We start from the raw sequence: 13,934 nt of genomic DNA on the forward strand, positions 1-13,934 counted from the left end.
GGGCAGTAGGACTTCGAAAACGCTGAAGCGGCGCCTTTGGCAGCAGCAGCCTCCCAGCCCGTCCAGCCATCACTTCTGGACCTCTGAGCTCTCCAAGACGTCCTCGACGCTGGCTGACTAGCGCCGCCCTGGACCGCTTTGAGGTCAGCCCCGCCTCTAAACCATGCAGAGCGAGCGACTGCTGCCTTGGCGCGTCGCGACGGCTTGCACTTCCCACCCTTGCGTTGAGATAGTTTTTATTATCGTATGTTCGCACCGGTCAAAAAGTACCGGATCTAGGGGACCGGAATATGAAAGCGGCGATGTTCACGGGCTGCGCCATGCTGGCGCTTTCGGCAGGTCTGGCTTCGGCCCAAACAGCGGCTCCTGCCGACAACGATACGGCAATCGCCGAGATCGTCGTCACCGCCCAGAAGCGCGCCGAGAATCTTCAGGACGTTCCGGTCTCGGTGACCGCCCTGACCGCCGACACCCTTGCCGCGCGCGGCGTCGGCAATGTCATGGGGCTCAACAACATGGCCCCCGGCCTGCGGATCAGCGCCAATGACGCGGCCGCCAATCCCAAGATCTTCATTCGCGGCGTGGGCCTCAGTGACTTCAACCCCAACGCCTCCAGCGGCGTGGGCGTCTATGTCGACGGCGTCTATATCGGCTCGCCCCTGGCCCAGATGGCCGGCTTCTTCGACCTGGCCCAGGTGGAGGTGCTGCGCGGGCCGCAGGGCACCCTCTATGGCCGCAACACCAATGGCGGCGCGATCAACGTCACCACCAAGCGCCCCAGCCAGGCCTTCTCCGTCGACACCGCGCTGGAATATGGCAGCTTCAACGCCATCACCGCCGAGGCGGCCATGGGCGGTCCGATCATCGCCGACAAGCTGGCCTTCCGGGTCGCCGGCCAGGTGGTCAAGGACGACGGCTACACCTTCAACCGGGTGACCGGAAACGACGTCAACGCCGCCCATCACTGGGCCGGCCGGCTGTCGCTGCTCTATACGCCCACCGACGATTTCGAGATGCTGACCCAGGCCAGCCGCTATGTGAATCGCGGCGACGCCATCGCGCCCCAGCATCGCGCCCTGTTCCCGGCCACGGCCGGCGCTACTGGCCCAGGCGGTCTGTGCGCCGCCAACGCCTATGCCAGCGGCGAATGCACCGACCTGCTGGGCTATGCCGATACCGACGACAACGACCGCGCGATCGACTCCAATCTGGAGGGCAAGGACAAGGTCGACCTGTTCGGCGCCTCCAATCAGGCCACCTGGACGTTTGGCGGCGTGTCGCTGGTCTCGGTCACCGCCTGGCAGTGGGCCCATCGTAACGCGGTCGAAAACACCGACGGCAGCCCCCTGCAGATGCTGGAGATCAACTACCGCTCCCGTCAGCAGCAGTTCACCCAGGAACTGCGCCTGCAGTCCAACGACAGCGCCGCCGCCCTGAACTGGGTGGTCGGGGCCTATTTCATGGACGAGACGGTCAAGGACAACACCCGCCAGGACACCCTGCGCGAGATCCGCCCGCTGTTCGCCACGCCCGACAATCCCGAAGGCCTCAGCCCCGCCGACAGCGTGGCGGTGTTCGGCTGGCCCTACACCCAGAAGACCAAGGGCTACGCCGTCTTCGGTCAGGCCGACTACCGGTTCAGCGACAAGCTGACCGGCACGGTGGGCCTGCGCTGGTCTGCCGACGACAAGCACATGAACTATCAGAGCCAGATCGAGGACGGGCTGATCGTCCTGTTGAGCTCCGACCAGAGCAAGACCTTCTCAGCGCTCTCCGGACGGCTGGGCCTGCGCTACGAGGTGACGCCCGACGCCAGCGTCTACGCCACCTATAATCGCGGCTACAAGAGCGGCGGCTTCTTCGGCGGCCTGGCCACCACGCCCGAGGAGGTCGAGCCCTACGACAACGAAACCCTCGACGCCTTCGAGCTGGGGGCGAAGACGGAGTTCTTTGACCGTCGCCTGCGGCTGAACGTGTCTGGCTTCTATTATGACTACAAGAACCAGCAGGTGTTCGCCCAGGCGCTACGCAACGGCCTGTCGGTGCTGGTGCTCGACAACGCCGCCAACTCCGAGGTCTATGGCGGCGAGGCTGAGCTGACGGCGCGGCCGATCCAGCCCCTGACCCTGACGGCCGGTGTCTCGCTGCTGCACGCCAAGTACGGCGAATATTTCAGCGAGGGCCAGGACTTCAGCGGCAACTGGCTGCCGCAGTCGCCCAAGGTGACGTTCAACGCCGCCGCCACCTATGTCGCCGCCCTGCCATCCGGCGGCGCGGTCGTGGCCAATGTCGACGCCAACTATGCGTCCAGGGTCTATTTCGACAACAGCAACGCCGATCGCCTGTCGCAGGACGCGGTGTGGCTGGCCGGCGCCCAGCTCAGCTGGCGATCCCCCAACCAGACCATTGAAGCCGGCGTCTTCGCCCGCAACCTGTTCGACAAGTCGTATGTGGTCTCGATCTCCAACATCGACAGTCTGGGCGAGGACCTGCTGAGCATGAACCGCCCGCGCAGCCTCGGCGCCTTCCTGCGCTACCACTACTAGGGACGCGTGCCCGCGACGGGGCCTTTGCGCCTCGTCGCGGGAAGGGGTTCTTGCTATCTGTCGGCGATCCTCGATCCGGGCCCTTCAGGAACCCCATGGCAAGACGCTCCGCCGCCACGACCCCGGCGCCCTCTCTGGACACCAAGTCGCGCCCGTCCAGGCAGCGCGGCATCGACACGTTCGAAGTCATCCTGACCACGGCGGGCGAGTTGCTGGCCGAGGTGGGCTTCGAGCGCCTGACCACCAATCTGGTTTGCCAGCGCGCGGGCCTGACCCCGCCGGCCCTCTATCGCTACTTCCCCAACAAGTACGCCCTGCTCAAGGAACTGGCCCATCGCCTGATGGACGCCCAGGATCAGGTGGTGCTGGCGTGGCTAGAGAACGGCGGCACGCGCTTCACGTCGCTGGAAGATTCCGTCGCCAGGAACCGCGACCTGCAGAAACAGGTCAACGCCGTCACCCGCGCCTTTCCGGGCGGCGACTGGATCCTGCGCGCGCTGCGCGCCCTGCCCGTGCTGCAGGAGGTGCGCACCTCCTCGCGCGACACCATCGCCCTGACCCTGTTCGACCTGCTGCGCCAGGCCAACCCTCACGCCGACGAAGATCGCCTGCGCACGGCCACCCGGCTGACCACCCAGATGATGTACGCCGCCACCGAAATGGTGCTGGAAGAGCCCGACCAGGACGAAGACCGGATCAACGAAGAGATCTGCTGGATGGTCAGCCTGTACTATCAGCACCTGACGCGGCCGGCATCCGCGCCCGCGACGCCAGAAGGCTGATCAGCGCCAGGGCGGCCGCCAGGCAGACGGCCGACAGGGCCAGGGCCCGCCGCACCTCGCCATCCCCCACCACAAGCGACGCCGCCAGCGGGCCGGCGCTGCTGCCCAGAAGCTGGGCCGCACCCAACTGCATCGCGGCGCGGCGCGTCGGGTCCAGGCGGATCAACAGCAGGGTCTGGAACGGCAGGGCGAACAGCCACAGGAAGCCGAACGCCGCGACACAGGCGACGAACAGGCCTCGCCCCGGTCCGCTCCACAGCACTGCCAGGATGACCGCGTTGATCAGGCCCACGCCAATCAGGATGCGGGCCGGCGGGGCGCGGTCGCCCACCAGGGTGGCGGCGGCGCCGCCCAGCACCTGCAGGCCCAGGGCCAGGGCGACGGCCAGTCCCGCCTCGCGCGGCGACAGCCCCGCCTGGGCGGCCAGCGGTTCCAGATAGACCCACAGGGCCACGATGAAGGCCATGTAGAGGAACACCGCCAGCAGTCCGCCAAGCGGGGCGGCGCCCAGCTTGCCGCCGCCGCCCTCGGGCTTGGGAAGGACCGAGAAGCGGTCGGGTCCGGCAAAGGCCGCCCCGGCGGCCAGCAGCGAGATCACCGCCAGAGTGACCAGGGCGCCGTTGACGCCCCAGCGCCCCATGACCAGCGCTGGAAGCGCTGCCGCCAGCACCAGCTGGGCGAAGGTCTGGACCGTGACGAAGACGCCCGAGGCGCGCTCAGGCCTGGACGAGCGCGCGATGACACCGATCGCCAGCCACAGCATTACGCCGGCGCAGGCGCCCGCCGCGCCGCGCGCCAGGATGACCTCCGCGCCGGTGGTCAGGGTGGTGGCGAGCATGGCGCCGGCATGGGCCAGACAGGCCAGGGCGATCTTCAGGCGGATATGGGTGGGTTTCAGAAAGGCCGCGGCCAGACCGCAGGCCACGCCCAGGGCCATCAGCTCGACCGTGGCGGTCAGGCCGATCTCGGCGGTGCTGAGCCGGCCTTCCCGTTCCAGCGCGCCCAGGATCACCGGCTGCAGACCCGCGATCAGCAGGGCGACAACGCCGATGCCCTGACTGACAGCGGCCTCGTGTCTGGGCGGCGACGTCACGGCCAGCGGCTGGTCGCCGACAGTCTCAAGCACGCTCATCCGCGCTGCCCGTAGGATTTGAAGCGCTGCAGGATGGTGTGCATCTCGTCTTCCGCCAGCAGGGTGGGACCGCCTATGGCCAGGGTTCCCCAATAGACCGCCGCCTGCTCCTCGATCTCCTCGGCGATGGCCAGGGCGAAATCCAGGCTGGGCGCCACGACGATCTGGCCGTGATTGGCCATCAGGGCGGCGTAGCGGCCGTCCAGCGCCTCGACCACGGTCTTCGCCAGATCCGACGAGCCGAAGGTGGCGTAGGGCGCGACCGGCACGCTGGTCCCGCCACTGACGGCGACCATGTAGTGCACGGCCGGGATCGGCCGGCCCGCGCAAGCCAGGATGGTGGCGTGGCGCGAGTGGCAGTGGACCACGGCGTTGATGTCGGGCCGTCGATCGAGCAGGCCCTGATGCATCCGCCATTCGCTGGAGGGCTTCAGCGCGCCCGGCGCGGTGGAGCCGTCAGGCTGGACCAGCACCATCTGCTCGGGCGTGAGCTGGCTGGCCGGCACACCGCTGGGGGTCACCAACATGGCGCCGCCGCAGCGGGCCGAGACATTGCCCGACGTGCCGCGATTGAGGCCGCGCTCGTCCATGGCCTTCATCACCTGGGCCAGGCGAACCCGCAGGGCGCCCTCGTCCATCGCCGCCATCAGCCCGCTCCGTTCAAGGTCATCTGGCCCATCGCCGCCTCGGTGGCCTCGAAGCTTTCCAGCTTGCCCAGCGTCGCCAATCCCTGGGCCACCAGTGCCGACGTCGCCGTGGCAAACCGCGCGGCCTCCAGCGGCGGCCAGCCCCGATCCAGGGCCGCGATGAACCCCGCGCAATAGGAGTCGCCGCAGCTGGTGGTGTCCACCGGCGTGATGGCGTAGGCGGGCAAGGCGGTGCGCACGCCGTCCAGCACGATCACCGAGCCCTGGCCGCCGTTCTTGATCAGGCAGCCGCCGATCCCCAGCCCACGAAACACGTCGGCGGCGGCGAACAGGTCGTCCTGGCCGGTCAGGGCCTTGGCCTCGGCTGCGCTGGGCATGAAATAGTCGATGAAGGGCGCCAGGCGCTTCAGCTCGTCCATCGCCGAGGCCTGGGGCGAGATCAGGTCGCAGGTCACGATCGCGCCGGCCTCGCTTGCCGCCTTGGCCAGATCCGCGCCCACCCCGCCGTCCAGCCTGGGCCCGCCGATGCCCGCATAGTGGAAGAAGCGCGCCGAGGTCGCCACCTCGAGCGCGGCCGGCGAGGCCCAGGCCAGCATCCCGGCGCCGAGCGCATGAAAGTTGGGCCGGCGGCCTGCCGAATCGACCGCCAGCACGGTGGTGGAGCTGGGCAGGCCCGGCATCGTCTCCAGCGCCGACAGGTCGACGCCCGCCTCGTCCAGCGCCATGCGGATGAAGCGGCCGATCAGGTCATCGCCCACCGCCGAGGCCAGCTTGACTTGCATGCCCAGCCTCGCGGCGACTATCGCCGCCCCGGCCGCCGTACCGGCGGGCGCGCAGGCGATGCCCTCGATCAGGGTGGTCCCCTCGCCCTCCGGCAAGGCGTCGATGGCGCGCGCCACCACGTCCAAGGTCGTCAGGCCAATACACGCCAAGCCGGTCTTCATCGCCGTTCGTCCCCCATGCGTTGACTCTCACTATGCCTCGGTCTTTATGATAGTCAAAACTATCTTATGGCGGAGGGCTCGACATGACCTGGACCAACAGCAAGGACAGCGCGCTGCGCGAGCGCGCCATGGCCGTGATCCCCAACGGCATGTACGGCCACCAGTCGGTCATGCTGCTGCCCGACGACTATCCGCAGTTCTTCGACCGCGCCCAGGGCGCCTATCTGTGGGACGTCGACGGCAACCGCTATGTCGACTTCATGTGCGGTTATGGCCCCAACCTGTTCGGCTATGCCCATGCCGGCATCGACGCCGCCTATGTCGAGCGGATGCAGCAGGGCGACACCATGACCGGTCCAGGCCAGGCCATGGTGGAACTGGCCGAGGCCATGACCCGCCAGGTCAGCCACGCCGACTGGGCGATGTTCTGCAAGAACGGCACCGACGCCACGACCATGGCGCTGATGATCGCCCGCAACTTCACTAAGAAGAACACAATCGTTCTGGCCAGGGGCGCCTATCACGGCGCCGCGCCATGGTGCACGCCCCTGAAGAACGGCGTCACCCCCGCCGATCGCGCCAATCAGGTGTTCTACGACTATAACGACGTCGAAAGCCTGGAAGCGGCCGTGCGCGAGGCCGGCTCCGACCTGGCCGGCATCTTCGCCTCGCCCATCAAGCACGACACCTTCATCGACCAGGAAGCGCCTACGCCCGAATATGCCCGCCGGGCCCGCGAGCTGTGCGACGAGCATGGCGCCTTGCTGATCATCGACGACGTGCGCGCCGGCTTCCGCCTGGCCCGCGATTGCAGCTGGGCGCTGGTGGGGGTCAAACCCGATCTGTCCAGCTGGGGCAAGGCCATCGCCAACGGCCACCCGATCTCGGCCCTGCTGGGCGCCGACATCGCCCGCTTCGCCGCCGCCACGATCTACGCCACCGGCTCGTTCTGGTTCTCGGCCGCGCCGATGGCCGCCTCGCTGGCGACGATGAAGCTGATCGCCGAAACCGACTATCTGGAGCGCACCATCACCCTGGGCCAGCGTCTGCGCACGGGTCTGGAAGAGGTTTCCAACCGCCACGGCTTTGGCCTCCGCCAGACGGGACCGGTCCAGATGCCGCTCATCATGGTCGACGAGGATCCGACCGGCGCGAAGGGCTATTTCTGGAACAACGCCCTGCTCAAGCGCGGCGTCTATTTCCACCCCTGGCACAACATGTTCATCAACACTGCCATGACCGAGGCCGACATCGACCACGCCCTCCAGGCCGCCGACGACGCCTTCAAGCTGCTGAAGGCCGCCGGCCCGCTGGAGCCTGTCGCCAAGCTCGAATTCATGCATTCCATGGTCGGTTGATGGCCCGCCGGCGGGAGCCGACTAGCCACGCCCCCTCCGGGATGATCCTGCCTCGTTTGCGTGGTGAATCCGCGAGAGGAAGGCCTGGAGGGGGCGCCGCGACTGTTTAGAACGGCCCAGAGATCCTACCCTCAGATCATCTGGATCCGAGCCAGTCTTGCCGTTGCGCGGTCTGCCTCTGATCCGCGTTCGCCGCGATGCTGAGCACGAAACTGGCTCCGTCTTTCGCCTCGCTCCGCGTCAGGGCCAGGCCATAGCAATCGAGCGCCTCGGCGTAGTCGACCTCTACGGGAGAGCCGACTACGATGCCGAACCAGTCCTTCAGCGGATGGCCGGAGACACTCTCCGCCACTGCGTTGAACTCTTCGGGCCGGAAGCCGACCTTGCCAGAATACTGTCCATAGGCCTTGCGCATGACGTTATCGAGGCTGGCCTTGCCGCCGGTCAACTGGCGGATATGCGCGTCCAGAAGGAAGCCTGCGACCTCGCCCTTGATGTAGTAGCTGACCGTCGCATCCGATGCGCCGACGCCGGACAGGCTGTTCGACCACACGTCCATGGAAGACTGTTCGAGGGACTGCTTCAGTCGGCCGGGCGAATTCTGAAGGCTGGTGATCTGTCTGGACAGAACGCCGAGATAGCGATCGACGTCGATCAGTCCGCTCCGTCGCAGCATGAGATTGCTGTAATAGGAAGTAAGGCCCTCCGATATCCACAAGGTGGATAGGGTCGGGACCGTCTCGTAGTCGAACGGTCCCAGATCCACGGGACGCAGTCGCTTCACGTTGAACGCGTGCTGGTACTCGTGGGCGAGCAAGGAGACGAAAGCGTTGTAGCCCGCCTCGGTCGCGAACCGCTCCGGATTGACGTTCACGAAGGTCGAATGGGTGTGCTCCAGACCGCCGCCAGTCTTGGTCCTGAAGGCGATCAGGAACGCGTAGTTCCGCCAGGGTTTTTCTCCCCAGAAATCGCGCGTCTCGTCGACCATCGTCTTGAGATCGGAGAGCACTCGCGACTTGTCCACGGTCACGGCGCCGCGGTTGTAAGCGATCTGATGAGGCGTACCCTTTGAGGTGAATTCGAGAATTTCCAGGTCACCCGCCATGATCGGTGAATCGACCAGTTCCTCGTAGCTGCCGGCCTCGAAGCGCGGCGCGGCGCCCTGCCCCTTTTTTCTGAGGCCCGTCGCGCTGACCCAGCCTTTGGGAAGCTCAAGAGCGACTTCCTGCGGGAGATGCTCGCCGCCCTTTACCGTGATGTAGGTCGCTGAGCCGTTGAGCACGGCGTAGGTCGGTGTCACTTCGTTTCTCGATACGGATCGCTCCTTCGCAGAAAGTACGTATCGGACGATCAGCCTGCCCGCTCCGCTCGTGTTCACTGACCATCGATTGGCGCCGGCGTCGGTCACCGCCAACTCACGCCCGCGGCCGTCATACGCCTGGATCCGGACGACGTTCTTCTTGTAGTCCTCCTTGACGTAGTAGCCGGGAGTCCACACCGGCATGTAGAGGATTTCCTGGGACTGGCTGACGGGAAGGTTCGCCTCCACTTCCACCGTCTGGCTGACGAGGTCCTTGATGTGGATTCGGTAGGCGATCGCCGCAGCTTTCCTGCGCTCGCCCGCGAGGGCCTGTTGGCCAACTGCAAGGCCGGAGGCCGTCGACAGGATAATGGAGGCCAACACGAGAACTTGCCATCGCGCGAATTTCATTGCGGCCTCCACCGCTCTGACGAGCGGGCGTTGCGGTTGGCTTTTCGCGGACGCGAACGACCTTGTGCGAGCCTCAGCTCGCGCGATGGGAGTAGCCTCATCGTTCTGGAAATGGCCATAGATCAGTTCAGTCGGGACGCCGGTTTGGAGTGTCTGCTTCACACCCTGCCTTGAACTGTTTCATGGCTGCTGCCGGCTCGTGCGTCGAGCAGTCCTCGGATCAAACGACCACCCCTCGCCTATCAGCTCCATCGAGCGATAGGCCGATACCTAGCAGCAGTTCCGGATCAACCCGTCGACCTCAACGCCCGCGCCTGATGTCGTTGATGCGCGGGCGCCGCCGGTTCGCAGGCAACGCGCACCCCATCGACAGACGGCTTCAGGTCGCGCAGTACGTTCAGCCGGCAGTGTCTTGGCGTGTCGTCGGGGCCTGTCGCAGGAAGTACAGACCCGCAAGGATCGCGCAGACGGCGCCAACGATGCTGGTCGCGTAGATGCTGGCAATGAAGAAACCCAACCAGTCCAACGAGACCATGGCGAAGTTGCGCCAGACCAGCAGGGCGACACTACCAAGATAGCCTGAGGCGTCTGCGACATAGATCAGAAAGCCGGCCGTGCCGACCCGGCCGCTGAAGGCGATCATCCGGTCGAAAAGCATGGCGTTGAACGGCGTGTAGGCCATGTAGAGGCCCGCCCCCGTCAGGATCATCCAGGTCAGCGGGTTGAGCAGATGGGCCTGAAACGCCAGCGTCGAGAGGCCCATCATGAGAAAGCCGGCGAGGATCACGCCGTGCATGACCAACAGGGCCCGCAGGTTGTCGCGCACAAGCATCACCGCGCCGATCGCCGCCAGCGAGACAACGGCGACCGGCAGCTCGCTCGCGGTGAAGACCCCGGAGGCCTGGCCATAGCCAAGGGCTGACCAGATCTCCGCAGCGAAGTTGTCGCGGAAATCGCGCAGCGCCGTCAGCAGAACATAGGACAGGACCAGTAGCGCGACTCCAGGGGCGTAGGCGGCCAGGAAGGCCTGTCGCTGCGAGCGGTCCATGGGCTGGCGGCGCACGCGGGCGGCCTCATCGGCGGCATTGGGCGGCGGCAGTTGCATCAGCGCCCAGACTGAGATGGCCAGCAGGGGCATGAAGAGCGCGCCCGTGGCGGCCGGCATCCAGAACGGCGACACGTGGGCGTCGATCATGAGCCACTTGCCAATCGATTTCACGACGCCGGACGACAGGATGAAGCTGGCGCAAAGGATGGCGCCCAGCACCTCTGATGTGCGCCGCCCTTCCATGAAGCCGAACACCAGACCCCAGATCATGCCCAAGGGCAGGCCGTTCAGGAACAGGGCTGCGACGTTCCAGGGTGCGGGAATGAGCGCGAAAGCGACCAGGGCCAGCCACGAGATGCCGATCAGGCCCAGAATCGCCGCGCCGCGATGCCGTGGCGCGATCTCGGAAATCACCTTGACCCCGATCATCTTGGAGGCCGCGTAGCCGATGACTTGAGCCAGGACGAGCGCGATCTTGTAGTCGACCACGAAGTTCCAGCCGTCGACCGCGCCGAAGGTCGCCGCGGCGAAGGGCTTGCGAAAGGCGTACATCGAGAAATAGGCGCAGAAACCGGCCAGGCCCGCGAAGATCGTGAACGCCAGCGGATTTGCCCGCTCCAGCCAGCGCCGAGGACCTGATGTCATGGAAACGCCCCTTGTTTAAGCATGGTGGTCTATACCAGCTCCACGACACCTCGGTGACGCCCGAGCGCGCTTGGAACAACTAGGCCAATGCCTATCGCACGCGAAGGTCGACGCTGACCTTCAGGGCGTCGTGACGCCAATATTCCCGGTCGAACTCGACCACGCACCCCTGGGCGTCGTAGCAGGTACGAACCACGCTGAGGCCCGGCAGACCCGACTTGACCCGCAGCGCCTCGGCCACGTCGCGGGTCAGGGCGCAGGGCCGCATATCGACCTTGTTGCGCGCGACGCCAATGCCGTAGACCGACTTCAGGACGCTGGTCAGCGAGCCGTCGAGATCGTGATCCACCAGACCCGGCGCCAGGGACGCGTCAACGATGATGCTCTCCATCAGAACCGCCCGACCATCGACCGAGCGCCGCCGGCGGATCCAGTACATCGGCGCGCCGATGGGGCGCGAAAAGATCTGGGCCAGCATGGCGTCGCAGGCGATCTCGATCTTGCTGAGCGTCTCGGTCTCCGGCCGCCGCCCCTGCGCCTCGACATAGGACATGAAGCCTTCCCAACGGGTCGGGTCGTAAACCACCGGCGGCGGCGAGACGTACCAGCCGCTGCGCTCCTTGCGATAGATGGCGCCCTCGGCTTCCAGCTGGAATAGCGCCTCGCGGATGGTGCCCCGCGCCACGCCGCCGCCGACCTGCAGTTGACGCTCGGACGCAAGACGCTCGCCCGGCTTGAGCTCGCCGCTGGCGATGCGCGCGGCAATTTCGTCCCGCACGCCGAGATACTGGAGATCGGGCTGTTGCATCTGACGACCTGGCTAGCGGTCGAATCCCGCCACCTCGGGAAGATGAGTGGGCGCTTCTCCGGGGTCAAGGAAATGGATCAGACCCCTGAAGAGCGGGCTGGGGCGAGGTCAAGATTTCACGAAAGTTTCGTCCAAGCGGGAGCGCTCTGGTCTATACCAGCGTTTCGTTCTGGAGACGGTTCATGACGGCCAACCGCCGCGCCTTCCTACGTTCCGCCGCCGCGGGGGCCGCCGCAGGCCTGCTGCCGGCCACGGTCGCCAGGGCCATGAGCATCCCCGCGCGCCATCGCACCGGCACGATCATGGACGTCGAACACGTCGTGATCTTCATGCAGGAAAACCGCGCGTTCGATCACTATTTCGGGGCGCTGAACGGAGTGCGTGGCCTGGGCGATCCACGTCCGCAGCGCCTCCCGGGCGGCGCGTCGGTCTGGCGTCAGCCCAGCCGCGAACATCCGGACGGTTTCGTTGCTCCGTTCCACGGCGACGCCTCGGTGACCAACGCCTATACGGTCGACGGCGCTGACCAGGGCCACCAGGCAGCGATCACGATCGTCAATGGCGGCCGCTACGATCAGTGGGGCCACTCGGGCGAACTGCACAAGCGAATGGTCTACTACAAGGCCTCGGACCTGCCGTTCTACCATGCTCTGGCCAGCGCCTTCACGATCTGCGACGCCTATCACTGCTCGACCCTGACCCAGACCTATCCGAACCGCCTGCACCTTTGGACCGGCTGTAACGGCGGCGGCAAGGTCGGCGGCGATCCGGAGATGAGCAACTACGGCGAGGACGAGACGCCCAGCGCCGACATGGCCGACGACAAGTTCATGGCCAGGGGGCCATACGATTGGACGACCTACGCCGAACGATTGCAGGCCGCAGGGGTCAGCTGGAAGGTCTATCAAGAGTACGACAACTTCGGCGACAACATCCTGTCGGTGTTCAAGCCCTTCCGACCCTGCGCCAAGGATTCGCCGCTCTATGACCGCGCCCGGTCCTGGGTGTCGGAACACAAGACCGGAGCCGACCGCACGCGCTCGGATGGCCAGCAACTCGTCGAGGCCTTCCGGGCCGACGTCGCCGCCGATCGTCTACCGCAGGTGTCCTGGATCGTTACCGCCGCCGACCTCTCGGAACACCCACAGGCCGAGCCCTCGAAGGGTGAACACGTCTGCGCCGAACTGATCAAGGCGCTGGTCGACAACCCCGAGGTCTTCGCCAAGACCGTATTCATCGTCAACTATGACGAGGCGGGCGGCTTCTACGATCACATGCAGCCGCCGATGCCGCCGCTGACGCCCGAGCAGGGCTGGAGCTCGGTGTCGATCGCCGGCGAGACCAAGGACTACGGTCAGGCCAAGGTCGAGAACCAGGGCGCCCACCCGCTCGGCCTGGGCATCCGCGTGCCGGCCATCATTGTCTCGCCCTGGAGCCGCGGCGGCTTCGTCTGCTCGGAGGTGTTCGACCACACCTCGACTCTGAAGTTCCTGGAGAAGCGCTTCGGCGTGCGCGAGGACAACATCAGCGACTGGCGCCGCACGGTGTGTGGCGACCTCACCTCCGCGTTTGATTTCGCCTCGCCAAACCAGAACTGGACGGCGCTGACCCTGCCGGCCACCGCCAACTATGTGCAGCGCGTGGCCCGCTCCAAGGCTGCCCCGACCCTGCGAATTCCCATCAGGCAGAGCGCCTCGGGGCAGGATGGTCCGCAACGCAGCGCGCGTTCCCTGCCCTACGCCCTGTCGGCAAACGCCCGCGTGGCGGACGAGGGATTGTGGATCGACCTGGCCAATACCGGCCGCACGGGCGCGGTGTTCCAGGTGTTCGACAACACCGATCGCGACGGCCCCTGGCGCTTCACCCTGGCCGCCGGCGAGACCTATGTCGCCGGACATTGGAACGGGACAGGTCGCGGGCCGGGTCCCTACGACCTGACCGTTCATGGACCCAACGGCTTCTACCGCCGCTTCGCCGGCGATACGTCGAAGGCACAGCCGATCGTGACCGTCGCCGCTGACGCCCGCCTACGGCTGGTCATCAGCATGGCGGCCACGCAGTCAGGCCTCGTGACAGCGCAGATGGACGAGGCCTATCCCCTGGCCGAGGGCGAGGCCCGCGAACGCCTGAAGCTGAAACCCAACGGCGTCGTCCGCTCGGTCTGGGACCTCAGCGGCAGCGACCACTGGTACGACCTGACCCTGAGTCTGGCGGACGATCCCTCTTTCACCCAGCGCTTGGCCGGCCACCTTGAAACCGGTCGCGCCAGCCGCACTGATCCGGGCATCGGGCGGATGCGCCTCTAAGCCCCAC

10 protein-coding genes are annotated in these 13,934 nt (G+C 66.3%); 4 read left to right on the forward strand and 6 right to left on the reverse strand.

What is annotated here, in order from left to right; genetic code table 11:
* The first annotated feature begins 290 nt into the window (after positions 1–290).
* On the forward strand, positions 291–2,546 hold the full coding sequence (locus ACW17V_RS10165; protein ID WP_492108689.1) for a TonB-dependent receptor: 2,256 nt from the start codon (positions 291–293) through the stop codon (positions 2,544–2,546).
* 95 nt (positions 2,547–2,641) lie between these two features.
* Entirely contained in the window at positions 2,642–3,328 is a 687-nt protein-coding gene (locus ACW17V_RS10170) for a TetR/AcrR family transcriptional regulator (protein WP_492108690.1), read from the forward strand.
* Here the strand turns inward: ACW17V_RS10170 and ACW17V_RS10175 are convergent.
* From ACW17V_RS10175 to ACW17V_RS10185, 3 genes are read right to left on the reverse strand one after another with little or no spacing between them, the layout of a single operon-like run.
* Positions 3,267–4,460, reverse strand: coding sequence for an MFS transporter (locus ACW17V_RS10175; RefSeq protein ID WP_492108691.1), 1,194 nt, complete (start codon positions 4,458–4,460; stop codon positions 3,267–3,269). The genes ACW17V_RS10170 and ACW17V_RS10175 overlap by 62 nt on opposite strands.
* Entirely contained in the window at positions 4,457–5,107 is a 651-nt protein-coding gene (locus ACW17V_RS10180; RefSeq protein ID WP_492108692.1) for a class II aldolase/adducin family protein, read from the reverse strand. Before ACW17V_RS10180 ends, ACW17V_RS10175 begins: the two co-directional genes overlap by 4 nt.
* Positions 5,107–6,051, reverse strand: coding sequence for a carbohydrate kinase family protein (locus ACW17V_RS10185; protein WP_492108693.1), 945 nt, complete (start codon positions 6,049–6,051; stop codon positions 5,107–5,109). Before ACW17V_RS10185 ends, ACW17V_RS10180 begins: the two co-directional genes overlap by 1 nt.
* An 83-nt stretch (positions 6,052–6,134) precedes the next feature.
* Between ACW17V_RS10185 and ACW17V_RS10190 the strand changes: the two genes are divergently transcribed.
* Positions 6,135–7,409, forward strand: coding sequence for an aminotransferase class III-fold pyridoxal phosphate-dependent enzyme (locus ACW17V_RS10190; protein ID WP_492108694.1), 1,275 nt, complete (start codon positions 6,135–6,137; stop codon positions 7,407–7,409).
* A gap of 136 nt (positions 7,410–7,545) precedes the next feature.
* Here ACW17V_RS10190 and ACW17V_RS10195 read toward each other — a convergent pair whose 3' ends face one another.
* The 3 genes from ACW17V_RS10195 to ACW17V_RS10205 form a co-directional block, all read right to left on the reverse strand.
* The gene (locus ACW17V_RS10195; protein ID WP_492108695.1) at positions 7,546–9,120 is read right to left on the reverse strand and encodes a M61 family metallopeptidase; all 1,575 of its coding nucleotides are present in this window, start codon (positions 9,118–9,120) and stop codon (positions 7,546–7,548) included.
* Between the two features lie 397 nt (positions 9,121–9,517).
* Positions 9,518–10,813, reverse strand: a complete 1,296-nt coding sequence (locus ACW17V_RS10200) for a DUF5690 family protein (RefSeq protein ID WP_492108696.1) — start codon at positions 10,811–10,813, stop codon at positions 9,518–9,520.
* Positions 10,814–10,904: 91 nt separating this feature from the next.
* Complete coding sequence (locus ACW17V_RS10205) at positions 10,905–11,621, reverse strand: UTRA domain-containing protein (RefSeq protein WP_492108697.1); 717 nt, start codon at positions 11,619–11,621, stop codon at positions 10,905–10,907.
* A 182-nt stretch (positions 11,622–11,803) separates the two neighbouring features.
* Between ACW17V_RS10205 and ACW17V_RS10210 the strand changes: the two genes are divergently transcribed.
* Positions 11,804–13,927, forward strand: coding sequence for a phosphocholine-specific phospholipase C (locus ACW17V_RS10210; RefSeq protein WP_492108698.1), 2,124 nt, complete (start codon positions 11,804–11,806; stop codon positions 13,925–13,927).
* Positions 13,928–13,934 lie beyond the last annotated feature (7 nt).

This window comes from Caulobacter sp. FV2ye17ST (assembly GCF_058680955.1).